At 70.8% G+C, this 17,717-nt stretch carries 18 protein-coding genes; 9 read left to right on the forward strand and 9 right to left on the reverse strand.

The annotated features are described in order from the left end of the window. Nucleotides 1-106: 106 nt before the first annotated feature. Entirely contained in the window at nucleotides 107-820 is a 714-nt protein-coding gene (locus tag PVE36_RS15685) for a class F sortase (protein ID WP_277453631.1), read from the reverse strand. A gap of 5 nt (nucleotides 821-825) precedes the next feature. After that, nucleotides 826-1,575 (reverse strand): CHRD domain-containing protein, encoded by a 750-nt coding sequence (locus tag PVE36_RS15690; protein WP_277453633.1) that lies wholly within the window; start codon nucleotides 1,573-1,575, stop codon nucleotides 826-828. A gap of 119 nt (nucleotides 1,576-1,694) precedes the next feature. Between PVE36_RS15690 and PVE36_RS15695 the strand changes: the two genes are divergently transcribed. Further along, entirely contained in the window at nucleotides 1,695-2,306 is a 612-nt protein-coding gene (locus PVE36_RS15695; protein WP_277453635.1) for a DUF5701 family protein, read from the forward strand. A 112-nt stretch (nucleotides 2,307-2,418) separates the two neighbouring features. Here PVE36_RS15695 and PVE36_RS15700 read toward each other — a convergent pair whose 3' ends face one another. Next, nucleotides 2,419-3,213 (reverse strand): MerR family transcriptional regulator, encoded by a 795-nt coding sequence (locus tag PVE36_RS15700; protein ID WP_277453637.1) that lies wholly within the window; start codon nucleotides 3,211-3,213, stop codon nucleotides 2,419-2,421. 172 nt (nucleotides 3,214-3,385) lie between these two features. Between PVE36_RS15700 and PVE36_RS15705 the strand changes: the two genes are divergently transcribed. Then, the gene (locus PVE36_RS15705) at nucleotides 3,386-3,808 is read left to right on the forward strand and encodes a hypothetical protein (protein ID WP_277453638.1); all 423 of its coding nucleotides are present in this window, start codon (nucleotides 3,386-3,388) and stop codon (nucleotides 3,806-3,808) included. Then, on the forward strand, nucleotides 3,805-5,274 hold the full coding sequence (locus PVE36_RS15710; RefSeq protein ID WP_277453639.1) for a multicopper oxidase family protein: 1,470 nt from the start codon (nucleotides 3,805-3,807) through the stop codon (nucleotides 5,272-5,274). Before PVE36_RS15705 ends, PVE36_RS15710 begins: the two co-directional genes overlap by 4 nt. 9 nt (nucleotides 5,275-5,283) lie before the next feature. On the opposite strand, the gene PVE36_RS15715 is transcribed toward PVE36_RS15710, so the two are convergent. Further along, complete coding sequence (locus PVE36_RS15715; RefSeq protein ID WP_277453640.1) at nucleotides 5,284-5,676, reverse strand: type II toxin-antitoxin system VapC family toxin; 393 nt, start codon at nucleotides 5,674-5,676, stop codon at nucleotides 5,284-5,286. Further along, nucleotides 5,673-5,936 carry a type II toxin-antitoxin system VapB family antitoxin gene (locus PVE36_RS15720; protein WP_277453642.1) on the reverse strand — a complete coding sequence of 88 codons (264 nt, stop codon included), beginning with the start codon at nucleotides 5,934-5,936 and terminating at the stop codon, nucleotides 5,673-5,675. The genes PVE36_RS15715 and PVE36_RS15720 overlap by 4 nt, the downstream gene beginning before the upstream one ends. Nucleotides 5,937-6,091: 155 nt before the next feature. Here PVE36_RS15720 and PVE36_RS15725 point away from each other — a divergent pair, with 155 nt between their 5' ends. The 5 genes from PVE36_RS15725 to PVE36_RS15745 all read left to right on the forward strand — a co-directional run bounded on the left by PVE36_RS15725 (nucleotide 6,092) and on the right by PVE36_RS15745 (nucleotide 12,583). After that, nucleotides 6,092-7,258 carry a phytanoyl-CoA dioxygenase family protein gene (locus PVE36_RS15725; RefSeq protein ID WP_277453644.1) on the forward strand — a complete coding sequence of 389 codons (1,167 nt, stop codon included), beginning with the start codon at nucleotides 6,092-6,094 and terminating at the stop codon, nucleotides 7,256-7,258. A gap of 37 nt (nucleotides 7,259-7,295) precedes the next feature. Further along, nucleotides 7,296-8,066: an SDR family oxidoreductase gene (locus tag PVE36_RS15730; protein WP_277453645.1), complete on the forward strand. Its 771-nt coding sequence runs from the start codon at nucleotides 7,296-7,298 to the stop codon at nucleotides 8,064-8,066. A gap of 63 nt (nucleotides 8,067-8,129) precedes the next feature. Then, entirely contained in the window at nucleotides 8,130-9,158 is a 1,029-nt protein-coding gene (locus tag PVE36_RS15735) for a Gfo/Idh/MocA family oxidoreductase (protein WP_277453646.1), read from the forward strand. A 291-nt stretch (nucleotides 9,159-9,449) separates the two neighbouring features. After that, on the forward strand, nucleotides 9,450-11,873 hold the full coding sequence (locus PVE36_RS15740; protein WP_277453647.1) for a PrsW family glutamic-type intramembrane protease: 2,424 nt from the start codon (nucleotides 9,450-9,452) through the stop codon (nucleotides 11,871-11,873). After that, nucleotides 11,870-12,583: a hypothetical protein gene (locus PVE36_RS15745; RefSeq protein WP_277453648.1), complete on the forward strand. Its 714-nt coding sequence runs from the start codon at nucleotides 11,870-11,872 to the stop codon at nucleotides 12,581-12,583. Before PVE36_RS15740 ends, PVE36_RS15745 begins: the two co-directional genes overlap by 4 nt. Nucleotides 12,584-12,732: 149 nt before the next feature. Here PVE36_RS15745 and PVE36_RS15750 read toward each other — a convergent pair whose 3' ends face one another. Genes PVE36_RS15750 through PVE36_RS15765 form a run of 4 tightly spaced genes read right to left on the reverse strand, consistent with a single transcriptional unit; the run spans nucleotide 12,733 to nucleotide 16,493 of the window. Next, nucleotides 12,733-13,821 (reverse strand): LacI family DNA-binding transcriptional regulator, encoded by a 1,089-nt coding sequence (locus PVE36_RS15750; RefSeq protein ID WP_277453649.1) that lies wholly within the window; start codon nucleotides 13,819-13,821, stop codon nucleotides 12,733-12,735. Then, on the reverse strand, nucleotides 13,818-15,065 hold the full coding sequence (locus PVE36_RS15755) for an FAD-dependent oxidoreductase (RefSeq protein ID WP_277453651.1): 1,248 nt from the start codon (nucleotides 15,063-15,065) through the stop codon (nucleotides 13,818-13,820). The genes PVE36_RS15750 and PVE36_RS15755 overlap by 4 nt, the downstream gene beginning before the upstream one ends. Next, nucleotides 15,049-15,360, reverse strand: coding sequence for a non-heme iron oxygenase ferredoxin subunit (locus tag PVE36_RS15760; protein ID WP_277453652.1), 312 nt, complete (start codon nucleotides 15,358-15,360; stop codon nucleotides 15,049-15,051). The genes PVE36_RS15755 and PVE36_RS15760 overlap by 17 nt, the downstream gene beginning before the upstream one ends. An 11-nt stretch (nucleotides 15,361-15,371) precedes the next feature. Then, nucleotides 15,372-16,493, reverse strand: coding sequence for a fatty acid desaturase family protein (locus PVE36_RS15765; protein WP_277453654.1), 1,122 nt, complete (start codon nucleotides 16,491-16,493; stop codon nucleotides 15,372-15,374). Between the two features lie 267 nt (nucleotides 16,494-16,760). Between PVE36_RS15765 and PVE36_RS15770 the strand changes: the two genes are divergently transcribed. Then, nucleotides 16,761-17,573 (forward strand): alpha/beta hydrolase, encoded by an 813-nt coding sequence (locus PVE36_RS15770; protein ID WP_277453655.1) that lies wholly within the window; start codon nucleotides 16,761-16,763, stop codon nucleotides 17,571-17,573. The last annotated feature ends 144 nt before the right edge of the window (nucleotides 17,574-17,717 follow it).

The raw sequence follows: 17,717 nt of genomic DNA on the forward strand, positions 1-17,717 counted from the left end.
CCTCCTGGAGGCGTCGGTGGTCGGCCGTGGGGCCAGGTCACCCCGGACGTCGGAGCCGACGAGGCGTGCTCGACATCCTGCCGGGAACGATGCCGGTGGTGACAGGTCAGCCCTCGACCAGCTCCGCGAAGACGATGACGTTCTCCAGGTGGCGTCGCGCGTCCTCGTCGTAGGTCCCCCCGCAGGTGATGATCCGCAGCTCCGGCCCCGCGGTCGCGCCGTACACGTCGATCCGGGGGAAGTCGTCCTTGGGGCTCTTCTTGACCTGGGTGACCTCGAAGGTCGCCGTCGTGCCGTCGGCGCGGTCGACCTCGACCTCGTCCCCCGCGCGCACATCGCCCAGCTCGAAGAAGACCGACGGGTCGTGCCCGCTGCCGGTGACGTGCCCCTCGAGCACTGCCGGCCCGACCTCGCCGGGCGTGGGCGACCCGTCGTACCAGGCGACCTCGTCGTACCGGTCGCCGGACGGCACCTTGAGTCGGCCCTGGGCATCGAGGCCGAGTCCGTGGACCGGCGAGCTGACGTCGATCGAGGGCAGCCGCACGGCCACCGGCTCGGAGGCCGGCATCGCGTCCGCGACCTCGGGCGAAGGGGGCGCCTCCCGCTCCTCCTCCGACGTCGCCTCGCGGTCGGGCGCGGTGGACGTCGTGGGAGAGGGGGTCACCCCCTTCGCCGTGGTGGTGGACGGCGGTGCCGGCGGGGGCCCGACCTGCTGGGTGGCGGCCCAGGCGATCGTGCCCCCGCCGAGGAGGAGCAGCCCGACGCAGAGCGCGACGAACCACTTGCGCCCGCGGGTCGTGCGTGCGTGCGTGCTCCTCATCGTGATCAGCGGGTGGTGCGCAGGCGGTTGGCGGCGAAGCCGACGCCGCCCAGGCCGAGGGCCAGGCCACCGAGCGCGAGAGCGCCGGCGTACTCGACGCCGGCGGTGCTCGTGCCACCGGTCTCGACACCACCGTGCGGCATCGCCATCTGGGCCGGCGCGAGCTCACCGCACGCAGCCGGGGCGGTGGCCTCCAGCGGCAGGCTGTCGTCCAGCGAGGACTTGGCCTCACCGTCGTACTTACCGGAGCCGTCTGCGTCGATCCCGTGGACGACGACGACCCCGTCACCGTTGGCGATCTGCTGCGCAAGAGCGTCGTCGACCGTGATCGTGCGCTCGTAGCTGTTCGTCGCACCCGTGGGGAAGTTGGCGACGTCCAGGGCGGCGCCGGCGTCGGTCTTGCCGGGCTCCTCGGTCAGCGAGACCTTGACGCCGCCGTAGGCGGGGGCGCCCTCCATGGTGGAGAGGATGCCGTCGTCGCCGGCCATGTCGTCGGTCGGGCAGGTGCCCTGACCGCCGATGTGGATGTGCTGCGCGTGCGGGGAGCCCGCGAGCAGGCCCTGGGTGTCGACCTTGATGTGGACCTGGTCGCCGTCGACCTGCGCCCACGCGGTGCCCGAGGCGCCGGAGTCGTTGAGCTGGGTGAGCTGACCGGTCAGCTCGTGACCGTCGGCGCTGGCCGGCCCTGCGGCCAGGGGCAGCCCGACGAGGGCGGCGATGGCGGCGGTGCTGGCGAGTCGTCGTGTCGTACGCATGACATTCCTCCTGTGGGTCGGCGACGCGGCGCCGCCGGGGTGTGGACAGGGGGCTTCGGGGCGGGGGTCGGTGCGGATTGGACCCGGAACAAAATTTCGCGGGCCGCGTTGTCACCTTCATGCCCCTGCCTGCTCCCGTTGCCCGACTGATCGAGGTCGGCGTCCCCGCGCTGGCCGGGCTCTCGGAGTCCGAGTTCACCGACCTCGTCCCACCCGCACCAGAGGGCACCGGCGTCCTCGTCGTCTCCCCGTCGCTCGTCCCCGCCGCCGATCTCGCTCCGCTGCTGCGGCACGCCGACAAGCCGGGCTTCGTCGTCGAGGACATGACCGACCTGGCCGACTTCGTGCCGATCGACGGCGAGGAGATCCCGGAGGCGCCCCTCCACTGGATCGCCGACGTCGAGCGTGGTGACGAGATGGCGAACTGGTCACCGGCAGAGGCGCTTCCGGCCATCCGTGAGCGCGGCCGCGTCCCGCTCACCGTGAGCGAGGGCATCAGCTGGCTGCTGCAGGAGCCGGAGCGGCTCGAGCGCGGCCGGTGCTTCATGACGATCGCTTCGCGCAAGCCGAAGGCTCGGGGCGGGCTGGACTCGCGCACGCCCGCGCTGTGGGTCAGCAACGGCACGGGTCGCGACGGTCGCCAGCGCAAGGACGCCCCCAAGGTCGGCTGGTGCTGGGCGAACAACCGGCACACGTGGCTGGGGTTCGCCTCGGCTGGGGCCCGGCACTAGTTCACTCACCCAGCGGGGGGTGCCGGACCGGCGGGGACTGGGGTGGTGGCCCGACTCAAGGCCCGAGGAACGAGGGCCAAGGGCCGCCGCGCCAGCTCCCCGCCGGTCTCCGTCACGACTGCCGCTCGGCGTTGGCGACGATCGCGTCGTGCAGCCACTGGGCGGCGCCGGGCGCGATGTCCTCGTAGTGCTGGGTGAAGCGCGGGTCCGCGAGGTACATCTGCGCCAGGCACACCTGGAACTCGTGGTCGCAGTCGTAGAACCTCTCGATGCTCGCCCGGTGCCGCTCGGCGAGCGCGGCCGCCGAGTCGCCGTCGACGGGCTCGCCGGCGCGGACCGCCGCGCCGATGTCCGACTCCAGTGCCTCCGTCTCGGCCTTGACCTCGGCCCACTGGGCCTTGGTCATGCCCTTCGTCCGCTGGTGGGACTGCTGCCACTTGTCGGTCTCGCCCCACCGCGCCTCGGCCTCGGCCCGGTACTCCTCGGAGTACCCGTCGCCGAAGAGCTCCTTGAGGTCCTCCGTCGTCGCGGGTTGGTCGCTCATCTCCGCCTCCAGTGCGTGCTCGATCGCGTCGACCAGGCTGGTCATCTGTGCCAGCCGGTCCCTGACCAGGTCCCGCTGCCGCCGCAGGTGGTCGACCACCTCGGCCCCGTCGGCGTCGAGCAGCTCGCCGATCTCCTCCAGCGCGAAGCCGAGCCGGCGGTAGACGACGATCGTGCCCAGGCGCTGCAGGTCCTCACCCGTGTAGAGCCGGTAGCCCGCGTGGGTGCGCTCGGAGGGGTGCAGCAGCCCGACCTCGTCGTAGTGGTGCAACGTCCGCACCGTCACGCCGTAGGTCTCGGCCACCTGTCCCACCGTGAGCGCCTCCATGGCACCAGTCTGCGGCAGCATCGCGATCTCGGTCATGGCTGCAGCGTGCTGCCTCACGTCGCGTGAGGGTCAAGCGGTTTCGGAGTTCGTCGCCGCGGCGCCGGGGTCGTGCGGGTTCTCTGGTCGGCGCGAAGGGGGGGCAGCCCCACCCGAGGTCGGGTGACCGCATGATGGTGGCCGGCCGGTCGCGATCCATAGCGTCGATGACATGGCCGCACCCGTCCTCGCCCACCCTCCGACGCGCCCGTCGGCAGCCCATCTGCTCACCCTCTGGGCGTTCCGCACGGTGGCGCTGCTCCAGGCGGTCCTCTTCGTGCTGCAGCCGATCTCGATCGGGTCCTTCCTCCAGGGCAGCTGGGCGGCCTTCGACATGCACTCACTCGTCGGCGCACTGCTCGTGCCGCTGACGATGCTCACCGGCCTCGTCGGTCTGCTCCTCGCCGTCCTCGCACGCCGGGTCGCGGTGGGTGTCAGTGTCGTCGCGCTGCTGATGCTGACGACCTTCCAGGTCGGGATGGGCCACACCCGGCTGCTCGCCGTCCACGTACCGCTCGGGGTCGCGCTCGTGGCGCTGGCAGTCTGGCTGTGCGCGTGGTCGTGGACGCGGGGCGCACAGGGGGCACGGCGATGAGCCTGTCCCGCCGCCAGCTGTTCTCCCTCTCGGGTGGGGTCGTCGCCGGCGTGGGCCTGTCGGCCTGCGGACTGGCCCTGACCTCGCCGGGCGGCTCGACCGGTGCACTGCTGAGCAGCCGGGTGCCGCTCCCTTCGCCCTTTGCCGCGCAGCTACCGCCGCTCACCCGGCTCACGCCCCACGAGGGCCGTGCCACCGTGACCGTGCGGCGGCGCAGCACGGAGATCCTGCCCGGGCGGATGACCGAGATCATCGGGTACGACGGCTCCTTCCCCGGCCCCACCATCGAGGCGACGAAGGGGGAACCGCTGCGCCTGCGCGTGCGCAACGCCGTCGACCACCCCGTCGTCAACCACCTCCACGGCGGCGTCACCCCGGCAGAGCACGACGGGTACCCGACGGACCTCGTGCAGCCGGAGACCTCCCGCACATACGAGTACCCGCTCGACCAGCGTGCCGCGACGCTCTGGTACCACGACCACACGATGGACTTCACCGGGCCGAACGTCTACGCGGGGATGGCCGGGGCCTTCGTGCTGCGTGACCCGGCCGAGGAGGACCTCGGGCTGCCGACCGACGACCGGGAGCTGACGCTCGTGCTCACCGACCGGTCCTTCGGGGAGGACGCGGAGCTGGTCTACCCGGTGCGCGAGGGCACCTTCGACCGTCGGTTCCACGGCGGCCTGCTCGGCGACTGCATGCTCGTCAACGGCGCACCGTGGCCACGCACCGACGTCGACGCCGCCCGGTATCGCGTGCGGATCCTCAACGCCTGCAACGCCCGTCGTCTGGAGCTGGCGCTCGATCCGGGCGGTGACATCGTCCAGGTCGGCACCGACCAAGGTCTGCTCGCCCGGCCGCACCGTCGCCGCACGCTGACCCTCGCACCCGCTGAGCGCGCGGACGTCGTCATCGACTTCTCGCAGCACTCCCCCGGCTCGCAGGTCACGCTGGTCAACGGGCTCGGCGAGGACGACATGGGGCTGGTCATGCGTTTCGACGTCGCACGCAGGGCGAGGGACGACTCCCGCGTGCCCGACCGGTTGTCGACGATCGAGCCGATCGACCCCTCACGCGTCGTGCGCACCCGCGACTTCCACCTCGCGCTCGGTCAGCCGATGTCCGGCGGGCACGGATCGCACTCCGGCAGCGACCGATCGCTGCCGATGTGGTCGATCAACGGGCAGCCCTACCGTCCCGGGCACGACCTCTTCGAGGCGCGGCTGGGCACGGTCGAGCGGTGGCGCTTCACGACCGACGTGCACCACCCGGTCCACGCGCACCTGGTGCCCTTCCAGGTCAAGCAGGACGGCGCCCCGGCGTGGAAGGACACCGTCGACGTCGGACCGACCTCCCGCGCCGAGGTGCTCGTGCCGATCGAGGGGTACCGCGGGCGCTACGTCCTGCACTGCCACAACCTCGAGCACGAGGACCGGATGATGATGGCGGACTGGTCAGTGGTGTGACCGGCGGCGTCACACCACCGCAACCACATCGGTGTGGCCGAAGTCGCCGCCCTTGAAGAGGAGCGGGTCCCCGGTCGTGATCGCCAGCGCATAGGCGAAGCAGTCGCCGAAGTTCAGCTGCGCCGGATGACCTGACCCCTTGCCGAAATCCCTGTAGGCAGTGCGTGCCACGGCGACCTGGGCCTCGTCGACCGGAACCACCTCGAGGTCCAGGTCGGCGATGAGACGGTCCAGCCGTCTGGACGAGCGCAGGCGCTGTCGGGCGTCGAGGACCAGCGAGGTCTCCAGCAGTGTCCCGGCGGAGATCCTCAGGACATCGGCGTCCATCATCAGCTCGAGGTACCGACGGGCCTCGGGCTCACCCTCGTGGACACAGACGATCGCGGAGGTGTCGACGATCATGCAGGGAGGCCGTTGTCGTCATACATCTCGTCCATGACCTGCCGGGTGACCGCCCGCTGCTCATCCGTCGTCGTGTCCTCGATCTCGTCCATCAAGCGCATCAGTCGCCGTCGACGTGCCGTCTCACGATCACGGGCATCCAAGTCATGGAGTCGGCGCTCAAGGGCCTCCTCGATGGCGCTCGTCTGCGTCGCACCCGTGCGCTGCGCCACCTGACGGGCAAGCGCGTGAACACGCTCGTTCTTGATGTTCAGGCCCACAGGATCCACCTTTCTACCCTGGTGGACTCCATTCTACCCTCGCGATGCCGGGGCTCGAGGGACACGCCGCCGCTGATACTCCTCCCCCACGACATGAGGTTTTTTTGAGGTCTTCTCGACCTCACCGCACCGGGGCGAAGGGGGAGGCTGGAGTCATGACGACGACGTCTGCCCCCTTCGCCGGTCGCCTGAGCCGGTCCGACTGCCACGTCGCCGACCTGCGCGCCCTCCTCGAGCGGCAGGTCGACGCGGTCCCCACGCACGCCGAGCGCATCGAGCAGCAGGTGCCGGTCTACGCGGCCACCGCTCTGCGAGAGGCGATCTCGAGCGAGACGGGGGCCATCGCGGTGGAGGCCGAGCTCGCCGAGGTCCTCGCTGACGGGGCCGGGATCTTCGTGATCACCGGCGCGCTCGGGCACGAGGTCGTCGACCGGGTGTCGGCGGACTACGAGGAGATCATCGCCGCGGAGAAGGCGACCGGCGCCGAGGTCGGCGACCACTTCGCCGCGGCCGGGGCCAACGACCGGATCTGGAACGCCCTGGAGAAGCTCGCCGTCGACCATCCCGAGGACTTCGTCGACTACTACGCCGACGACCTCATCGCCCTCGCCGCCCGCGCCTGGCTCGGTCCCGGCTACCAGGTCACCAGCCAGGTCAACGTGGTCAACCCGGGCGGCCGGGGCCAGACCGTCCACCGCGACTACCACCTCGGCTTCACCTCCCCGGAGGTCACCGAGCGCTACCCGCGCCACGTGCACGACCTCTCCCCCGTGCTCACCCTCCAGGGCGCGATCGCCCACTGCGACATGCCCGTCGAGACCGGGCCGACGCTCTACCTGCCGCACTCGCAGAAGTACTCGCACGGCTACCTCGCCTACTGGCTGGCCGAGTTCCAGGAGTACTTCGCCGAGCACCACGTGCAGCTGCCGCTGAGGAAGGGGGACGCGGTCTTCTTCAACCCCGCCCTCTTCCACGCGGCCGGGTCGAACACGACGAGCGACGTGCGCCGGATGGCGAACCTGCTGCAGATCTCCTCGGCCTTCGGCCGGTCGATGGAGGCCACCGACCGACACCGGATCGTCACCGCGATCTACCCGGCGCTCCTCTCCCGCAAGGCTGCCGGTGTCGACGTCGAGCACGCGGTCGCCGCGAGCGCCGAGGGCTACGCCTTCCCGACCAACCTCGACCTCGACCAGCCGGTCGACGGCATGTCGCCGCCCACCCAGGCCGACATCGTCCGGCAGGCCCTCGCCGAGGCCGACTCCCCCGAGGAGCTGGCCCAGCGTCTCGCCGGGTACGCCGCGGCCCGCCGCACCAGCTGACCGACCCCCTTCCCACACCCCCACGGACAGGACCCCCATGCAGCAGCTCCTCACCGACAAGGTCGTCCTCGTCGTCGGCGGCACCTCCGGTGTCGGCGCCGGCATCGCCCGCGCCGCCGTCCGCGAGGGCGCGCACGTCGTCGTCACCGGTCGTCGCCCCGAGCCCGGTCAGGCCCTGGCCGACGAGCTCGGCGAGCGCGTCTCGAGCATCACCGGCGACGTCTCCGACCCGGAGGCGGCGAAGGGGGTCGTCACCACGACGATCGAGCGGCACGGACGCATCGACTGCCTCGTCAACTGCGCCGGGCTCACCGACCGCGGGTCGATCCTCGACACGACGCCGGAGCTGTTCGATGCGCACATCACGACGAACCTGCGCGGCCCCTTCTTCACCATGCAGGCCGCGGTCGCGGACATGGTCGGGCGTGAGGCGCCCGGGACGATCGTCAACATCTCCAGCATCAGCGCGCGCGGCGGCCAGCCCTACCTCGCGCCGTACGTCGCGGCGAAGGCCGGGCTGGCCGGGCTGACGAAGAACGTCGCCCACGCCCACCGCTTCGACCGGATCCGGGTCAACGCGCTGAACATCGGGTGGACGCAGACCGAGGGTGAGGACTCGACACAGCGGCGCTTCCACGACGCCGGCGACGACTGGGTCGAGCAGGCCAACGCGAAGCTGCCCATGGGCAAGCTCGGCCAGGTCGACGAGATCGCCGACGCCGTCGTCTTCCTGCTCTCCGACCGCTCCGGGGTCGTCACCGGCTCGGTCATCGACTGGGACCAGCAGGTCATCGGCGGGTCCGACTAGGCCCGTCCAACCTCCTGCACGAGCCCACCCACCCCCTTCGCCCTCCCCGACCAAAGGATCCCCATGCGCATCGGACTCATCGGCCTCGGCCGGATCGGCTCCTTCCACGCCGACACCCTCGCCGCCCTCGACGGTGTCGACGAGCTCGTCGTCACCGACCCGGTCACCGCAGCGGTCGACGCCGTCACCGCACGGCTGTCCGCGGTCCGCACCGTCGACTCGCCCGAGGCGCTGCTCGCGTCCGGGGTCGACGGCGTGGTCATCGCCGCAGCGACCAACACCCACGCCGCACTGATCCGCGCGGCGGTGGCGAAGGGGGTCCCCACCTTCTGCGAGAAGCCCGTCGCCGGGACCATCGCGGAGTCGATCGCCGTGCAGGAGGCCGTCGTCGGGAGCGACGTGCCCGTGCAGATCGGCTACCCGCGCCGCTTCGACCCGGCCTTCGTCGCGGCGCGCGACGCGGTGCGCTCGGGCGAGCTCGGCCGCATCACCACGGTCCGCTCGACGACCCTCGACCCGGCTCCGCCGCCCGCGGCCTACCTCGCCGTCAGCGGCGGCATCTTCCGGGACTGCTCCGTCCACGACTTCGACGCGGTGCGCTGGGTGACCGGCCAGGAGGTCGTCGAGGTCCACGCCGTCGGCTCGGTCGACCCGGACGCGCCCGCCGAGTACTACGCCGACCACGGCGACCACTCGAGCGCCTCGGTGCTGCTGACCCTCTCCGACGGCACCATCGGCGTCGTGTCCAACACCCGCACCAACGGCCGCGGGTACGACGTGCGGCTCGAGGTGCACGGGGTGCGCGACGCGGTGGCCGCCGGGCTGGACGAGGGGCTCCCCCTTCGCCCGACCCAGCCGGGCATCACCTGGCCCGCCGGGCCGCCGCACGAGTTCTTCATGGACCGCCTCGCCGACGCGTTCCGCGTCGAGCTGGCGACCTTCACCGAGGTGGCCACCGGCACGGTCGACAACCCGTGCACCGTTGCCGACGCCATGGGTACCGCCTGGACCGCCGAGGCCGCGACGCTGTCCGCTGCGGAGCACCGGCCGGTGTCGATTGAGGAGGTCCGGACGGCGGTTCACCTCGTCTGAGCTGAGTCGCCACCCGGTGGGCAGTCCGCCTGCCTCCGGATGCGGCGGGGGACACCCATGTGTAGTCTGCGCTCGCCGTGCCCGAGGGCTCGGCATGTGAATGCACGAGCGTGCGGAATCGCTTCTTGGGGGACGTCTGTGTCAGACGCGGCGGTGCGTGATGCGCCGGGATCAGTGACCGGTGAACCGTTGGAGTGGTGGGAGCACCTGCGTGTGTGGCGCGCTCGGCGGTGGCAGCGGTTCGGGGAGCGTCATCCTGGTCTCGCCCGGGCTCTCGGGCTGCTTCGGTGGGTGTTGCTGCTCGCGGGGCTGGTGTGGCTACTGGTCGTTGTCATCTGGTTCCCGAACGTGCGTATGGGGATGGGTGCCTATGTCGGGTCGCTCTGGATCCTGATCTGCTGCGTGGTGGCGGCCCGGACCCGCACACTCAGCTGGGGTACGTGCCTGCGGGTGTTCGCCTTCGCGGTGCCGTGGTCGGTCGTGATCGGACTGGTCAGCGTGTGGCTGTCGGACCTGGTGTTCCTCACCTATGAGGAGGCTTCCTCGGGCGGCGGTGATGCGGATGTCCACGGTGCCGCGAGTGAGGCGGTCGGGGCGTCGGTGGCGATCGCGGGGCTGACCGAGGAGGCGCTGAAGCTGCTACCGGTGGCTCTGATCGTGGTGCTGGCTGCGAGGAGGGTGCGGCGGTTCGCGGTCGTCGACTGGCTACTGCTGGGGATGGCCTCGGGTGCAGCGTTCACGGCGGTGGAGGAGCTGTTTCGCAGGATCTACCTCACCGACCCTGACCTTCAGGGCGGCATCCTTGATCTCTGTGCTCATCGTCCTCCGGACCAACGGATTGAGTGTTTCGGAATCGACGAGTTCGGGATCTGGCCGATCGGGGGCGGGTCGTTCTCCGGTGAATACGCCAGTTACGCCGGTCATCATGTGCTGACGGCGTTGGTGGCGGTCGCGGTGGGGCTGGCGATCGCGGCGTGGCGATCCAGCAGTTCCTCCCGCGTCCCGTGGGCAGTCCGAGCGGGCGCGGTGGCCGCGCCGGTGCTGATGTTCTGGGTCGCGGTCGTGGATCACATGGGCCGCAACGCTGTCGCCGCTGGGGGTGATGACACGTGGCTGACTTCCCAGGGCACGACCATTCCGTGGGTCGTGCGGTTCACGTTTCAGGTCACCGGCGGGGGCGAAGGACGCACTGCCTTGCTCGCCGTGCTGTTCGTGGCGGCGGTCGTGGTCGATGCCCGTCGTTACTCCCGTTATGGTTTCCCGATCGTGGGTGCTGGGGCGTTCGGTGACGGGCCTGCCGTAGGAACGACGGAGCAGCGCGGACGCGGCGATGGACTACTCGCGTGGTTGGTCACGCAGGCCAAGCACGATGCACGCAAGGTCGTGGACGTGACACTGGATGCCCTTCAGGACGCTTTGCCGCAGCTGAGGCTGCATGCTCGTCGGCGAAGCGAGCGCGCTCACTTGGGGCTCGGCTCGAGGTTCGTGGCAGCGGGCGCGCAGGTGTCGCGGGTGTTGTGGCTCGACGCCGCACAGGGGGTCGCAGCGCACAGCCGTGAACCGGGGGAGAGCCGCGCGCAGGCCATCACGAACGGTCGCGCGTTCTGGTCGATGCAGCGTCAGGCGCGTCAGCTGGTCTGCCACGTCGACGCCGACCGCCTCGCGCCCAGCCGGTTTCCCGGTCTGGGGTACCGGTTGATGGGAATAGCGACGCTGGCAGCGCTGCTTGCCGCAGGGTTGGCAATCGCCCCGATCGCGGCGGCTGGGATCGGTCCTGAGCTGACCACCGGTAACGAATGGTCGTGGTGGTGGCTGGCCGGGCAGTTGGATGCCTTGGCCGGGTGGTGGGACGGCCTGAGCACGACGCAGCAGGTATTCATCGGTATCGGAGCGGCGGCGCTCCTGGCGATTCCCTTCGGGTTCACCGGCGGACTGTTCGCCGCCGGCATCGGCACCTACATCGTCGACCACGGCACCGGTATCGGTGACCTCATCAAAGACCCCGAGACCACGCTCCAGAACTACGCCGCCAACACCTCGCCCGGCGCGTTCGCCCTCGATCTCGGTGAGCTGTTGCTGACGTTCATGCCGCCTGCCATCGGCGCGACCTACGGGGTCGGGGCGAAGCAGCTGGCCAAGGAGTACCTCGACGACCCTGCAGCCTTCTGGCCCAGATATCGCGCGCTGATGGCCGACGAAGGAGGCTGGATACGGTTCGACGGCTTCCTTCCGAGGCCGAAGGGCTACCCCGACTGGGTCGCCTACGGGGGCAAACCACACGGTCGGTTGCCTGCCAACTTCCGGCCCGGGTGGGCAGCGGTGCGCCAAGGCGAGAAGGGGATGGCCTACCAGGAACAGATCACCGGGATGAGACGCCTCCCGGACGGGGGCATCCCGGAGTACGTCGTCAGGAACCCGACTGATGGCAAACCCGTTTCCTTCGACGGTCGCATCGTGCGAGGAGACCCGCCACACGAGGTCTTCCTGGACGCGAAGGACGGGTACGCCGAACTCGCCATGAACCCGGACAAGCCGTGGGCGCGCGGCATGAGGGAGAGCATTGTGGATGAGGCACGGCGACAATCGCAGGCACTGCCCGACGGGGCCGTCCTGGAATGGAAGGTCTCCGACCCTCGGGGCGCTGACGCCATTCAGGAGATCCTCGACGACGAGGGCTACTTCAACATCAGCGTCGACTACATTCCGAAGGGATGACAGCTGTGGAACATCGATTGGCTGACGCCGCACACGTCAACTTGCTGACCTTTTGGAACGGACGGGCCGAGGGCGCGGACGTGGTTGCCCGGAAGACGGCAGCAACCGTGCAGGGCCTTGCATCGGTGTGTCCGGTCGACGGGTGGCGCTACCCGGACGGCAACGCCTGGGGGGCCTGGCCCGCGACCGCGCACGAGCAGGCGGACTGGGTCGAGTCCAAGGTGTTTCGGTCTGAGGACGGGGACCCCTCACCCGTGAACGGGTACTCCTTCTCCCTCAGCCAGGAGATCGCCGGTCTGGACATCGATCTGGGCATCAACGCGGGCAGTACCGTCGAAGGGGGGCGCGTCCCCGCCAACCGAGTTAGGGTCACGCTCCGGGAGACCACTCCTAGGGGCTTCACCACCGCAGTGGTCGATCCGATCGTGGAGGCTGTGGTGGACGTGTGGGAGCCGCTGGCCGGCAACTTCCGGGATCGGGCCGTGCTGAAACTGGCACGCCCGACCAGCTCGTGGCAGGTGCCCATCGGTTACCGCATCTGGGTGGACGACTCGGTTGCCTCGATCCATCAGGTTCCCCCAGGAGTAATCACTTCCAGACGGGGAACCGGCACGCTTCTGTCGGCCCCCGACGAGTGGACGACCCACCGCGTCGTCGAGGCCATGCGGCAGACGCTGTCGATGAACGGCATCGACGAGGTCTCCCACTAAGGCGCGACGGCAGTGCGGTCCGGGTTCCTCGTCAGGACCACGACGACCGCCTCCCCCTTCGAGCAGACCCGGAGCTTTGCGGTCTGTCCTCGGGCAGCTCACTACGGGTGGTCCTTCCTGCAGAACGGGCTGGTCGAGGAGGCAGGCACTCAGGTGGTGGATCCGTGCTCACCGGAGGCGCCGGTAGAGCACTCTCCCACCACTTGGTGCGAGGCCACCGGACGCGGCGCCGAGCTGGAGGACGAGCGGACCCTCAGGCGCGGAGCCACGAGGTGCTCGCGGGCTTCGCGCTCGGGGTCGGTGATGCGCTCGACCAGGAAATCCGCCGCCACCGACCCCACCGTGCGCGGCTGGATGTCGACGCTCGTCAGCCCCACCCAGCGCATGCGCGCGATGCTGCTGTCGTCGAACCCGACGAATGAGACATCACCCGGCACGGACAGGCCCGCGTCCGTCGCCGCAGCCATGGCCCCCGCACACACGAGGTCGTTGACGGTGAAGACGGCGGTCGGTGGGTCGGAGGCGAAGAGCGCTGCGCCGCAGGTGAACCCGTCGTCCTCGGTGATGTCCGACGGGACGACCCGGATGTGCTCGACCAGCCCTGCGGCGCGCATCGCCTCCTCGTAGCCGATCCGGCGCTGGCGGAACACCTCGCCCGCCGGCCCGGCGATGTGGGCGATCCGCTCATGCCCGAGGGCGACGAGGTGCTCCACGGCCAGCCGCGCGCCCGCGGCGTCGTCCTCGGCGATGACGTCGACCGTCGGCAGCCGCAGGTCGCGCATGCCGGCGACGACGGTGGGTAGCCGCTGGGCGGCATCCCGGATCGCATCCGTGACCGGCATCGTCCCGGCCAGTACGAGCCCGTCGACGCGCATGTCGAGGAAGGCGTTGAGCAGCCGGTCGTCGAGGTCCCGGTCGAGCCGTCCGTCGGCGACGAAGGGGTGCAGGTCGTGCTCGGCGAGCCGCTCCCCCAGGCCCGCGAGGAAGTCGACGAACCATGGCTGCCGCAGGTCGTTGACGAGCACGCCGATGGTCTTCGTGCGACGCGCCCCGAGGCTCTGCGCGACCGAGTTCGGCCGGTATCCCAGCTCCGCCATGGCCGCCTCGACGGCCGCGCGTGCCTCCTCGGAGACCTTGGGCGAGCCCTGCAGCACCCGGGAGACGGAGGACTTCGAGACACCGGCGCGCTCGGCGACGGTGCGCAGGGTGACCGGGCGGTCGCCCCCGCGGGGACTCACGCGGTGGCCGCCTTGAGGATCGAGCGAAGGGGGACGCCCGGGTCCTCCAGCTGCGCCGCCTCCAGCGGCACGGCCGCGGCGATGAGCTTCTCCGCGACCCGGATGTCCTTGGCCACGCTGGGTCCCGGGCCGACGGCCGCGGCGTGGACGAGCCGGTCCCGGCCGTCGAGGCCGAGGTGCACGAGGACCCCGTCCTCCCGGCGCCGCAGCACGGTCCGCTCGCCCGTCCCGGGCAACCCGGCCACGGAGAGCATCTGGTCGTACTGGTCGGACCAGAACCACGGGACGGCCGCGTGGGCCTCGTCCTCACCGAGCATGGACGCGGCCGCGGTCAGGGCCTGGTCGTGGGCATTGCGCCACGACTCCAGCCGGACCCGGTTGCCCGAGCGTGCGTCGGGGAAGGCCGCGCAGTCCCCCGCGGCGAAGACCCGCGGGTCGGAGGTGCGCAGCGCCTCGTCGACGACGATCCCGTTGTCGACGAGCAGACCGGCCTCCTCGGCGAGCGCGGTCGCCGGGGTGGCCCCGACACCGACGACGACGGCATCGGCGAGGAGCTCGCCGCCGTCGGAGAGCACCGCCCGCAACCCGCTCCCTTCGCGATGCATCCCGGTCACGGTCGTGTCGGTGCGCAGGGTGACCCCGCGCTCCTCGTGCAGGGCGACCACCTGCGCGGCGACCTCCTCGGGCACGATCCGCCCGAGCGCCCGCGGCCCGGCCTCCACCACCGTGACCTCCATGCCGCGCTCCCGGGCACCGGCCGCGATCTCCAGGCCGATGAAGCCGGCCCCGACCACGAGCAGGTGTCCCTCGGGGCGGAGCACAGAGCGCAGTGCGGCGGCGTCCTCGTGGGTGCGCAGGTAGGTGGCACCCTCCAGCTCGAGTCGACGGGCATCCGACCCGAGGGCGAGCAGCAGGCGGTCCCAGGGAACCTCCCCCTCGCTCGTCGTGACGGTGCCGGCGTCGAGGTCCAGCCCGGTGACCTCGACCCCGAGGCGCAGCTCGATGCCGGCCTCCTCCAGCTGCTCCGGGGACCACGGGTGGACCAGCGCCAGCTCCTCGTCGGCGAGGGCACGCTTCGACAGGGGCGGGCGCTCGTAGGCGTGCACCGACTCACGGCCGATGACGGTGATCTCGCCGTCGAAGCCCTTGTCCCGCAGGGCCATCGCCGCATGGGTGCCGCACTCACCGGCACCGACGACGACGATCCGCTGCACGTCGCTCGAGAGGTCAGGCGAGGTCGACATGGACCTCCCCGTCCTCGACCCGCACCGGATAGGTGCGCAGGTCGATGGTGACCGGTGCACCCACCGCCGCGCCGTCCGTGATGCGGAACCGCCCGTTGTGCTTCGGGCACTCGATGATGCCGTCCATGACGAGACCATCGCACAGGAGCATCCGCTCGTGCGTGCAGTGCCCGTCGCTGGCGTAGAACTCGCCGTCCTCGTCGCGGTAGACGGCGACGTCGCGTCCCTCGACGCTCACGCCGATGACGTCCTCCTCCTCGACGTCGTCGACGTCGCAGACCCGGGTCCAGCCCATGGTGACTCCTCTCAGGCCGCGGTCGCGGCACTCGTGGTGGTGGTGTCCCCGGCCGGCGGGAGGAGCCCGTCGACGGGTCCGTGGAAGGGTGCCGCCGTCTCCGGCAGCTCCCGGCGCACGAACCAGGACGGGTCGCGCAGCTGGTGCAGCACCGCCGGGATGATCTCGCGGTAGGCGGCGAGGAGCCCCGGGTACGGCTCGGGGGTGTCGTGCCGCATCTCCTCGTGCAGCTCGGGCAGCCGGTGGTAGGGGACCATCGGGTACATGTGGTGCTCGATGTGGAAGTTCATGTTCCAGTAGAGGAAACGGTTGACCGGCCCCATGAGGACGGTGCGGGTGTTGAGCCGGTGGTCGATGACGTTCTCCCCCATGCCGGAGTGCTGCGTCAGCCCGTAGACGATGTGCATGAAGCACCCGTAGATCCGCGGTCCGCCGACGAGGACCAGGGGCAGCCACGAGGTCGTGACGACGGCGAGCGCGATGACGACGGCATAGATCGCCAGCCAGGTGCGCGCGATCCGGACCGCCGTGCCGTGCTCCTGCTCGGGCACGTAGTCGCGCTCGTCCCGGGAGAGCCGACCGACCGACAGGCGCAGCATGGTGGCGATCGCCTGGGGGACGTCGACGAGCCCGACGAGGTTGAGCAGGATCCGGCCGAGGCGCGCCGGGCGCATGGCGATGATCTCGGGGTCCCTGCCGACGACGAGGGTGTCGCTGTGGTGCCGCGCGTGGGAGTAACGCCAGGTGACCGGGTTGCGCATCATGAAGAAGCACGCGAGGTGGTAGACCGCTTGGTCCATCCAGCGCGTCCGGAAGGCCGTGCCGTGGCCGGCCTCGTGCCACCGCGAGTCGCCGGCGGAGCCGTAGAGCACCCCGTAGACGAGGGCGAAGGGGAGGACCCACCACGACCCCCACGTCGCCACGATGCCGGCGCCGCTGAGCAGGATGAGGCCGAGCCAGATGGCCGTGTCCCGGATGGCGGGGGCGTCGGAGCGCTTCATCAGCTCCTTCATCCGCTTGCGCGGGATGGCGGTGCGGTACCAGTCGGCAGCGCTGAGGCCGTGGGCCACCGCGAAGTCGGTGGCCTCGCCCTCGAGCGAGTACCAGGAGAGGCGGTCGCGGTTCGTCGTCATGTCGGCTCCTTTGCCGTGGGACCGGTCCCATGAGTGTGGCGGGACGGACTCCCCGGCGTCAACCCCCCTTCGCCCCGGTGGAGGTGAACGCGCCGACCAATCGCCCGCGTCGACCTCCATGCACGAAGGGGGGTGGGCCGAGTGGAGGTGAACGCGCCGGCCAATCGCCCGCGCATCCGCGTCCACCCACGAAGCGGGACGCCCCTCCCTTTGCCCTACCGGCGCTGACAGACTGGGCCGGACACCGACGTCACCCAGGAGGACCCCGTGAGCTCCATCCCGCCCGAGGACATCGACACCCCCGGCCACGCCGGGCTGCTCATCGGCTCGCGGTGGGATCCGCCTGCTGACCCGACCTGGGTCGCAGTGATCGCCCACGGCTACGGCGAGCACATCGGCCGCTACCGATGGGTCGCCGACCGGTTCACCTCCGACGGCGCCGTCGTCTACGCGCACGACCACCTCGGGCACGGCCGCAGCGAGGGCGAGCGGGTCCTGATCGAGGACTTCGAGCCGGTCGTCGACGACCTCCACCTGCTCGTGGAGCGCGCGCAGGAGGAGAACCCCGGCCTGCCCGTCGTGCTCATCGGCCACTCGATGGGCGGGATGATCGCAGCCCGCTACACCCAGCGCCACCCCGAGGCACTCGCCGCCACGGTCCTCTCCGGCCCCGTGCTCGGCTCCTGGGAGGCCACCGCGCTGGCCGACCTGGACGAGATCCCCCCGACCCCGATCGACGTCTCGACGCTCAGCCGGGACGAGGACGTCGGGGCCGACTACGAGGCCGATGAGCTCGTGTGGCACGGCGACTTCAAGCGCCCGACGCTCCGAGCGCTGCGGAGCACCCTCAAGACGATCTCCGAGGGCGGCCGGCTGCAGGTCCCGACGATCTGGCTGCACGGCGAGGACGACCAGCTCGTCCCGATCGAGCCGACCCGCCGGGGCTGGGAGCGCATCGCCCCCGAGGGCGCACCGGCGAAGTCCTACCCGGGCGCCCGGCACGAGATCTTCAACGAGATCAACCGCGAGGACGTCCTCGACGACGTGCTCGCCTTCGTGCACGAGCACGTGGGCCGCTGACCGCCTCCCCCCTTCGCAAAAGCCTAAGCAGTTGCGAAGGGGGGCGGTCGGGTTCTCGCAAGAGCCTAAGCAGTTGCGAAGGGGGGCGGTCGGGTTTTCGCAAGAGCCTAAGCACCTGCGAAGGGGGCGGTCGGGTTTTCGCAA

The organism is Janibacter sp. DB-40 (assembly GCF_029510815.1).
Taxonomy (GTDB): domain Bacteria; phylum Actinomycetota; class Actinomycetes; order Actinomycetales; family Dermatophilaceae; genus Janibacter.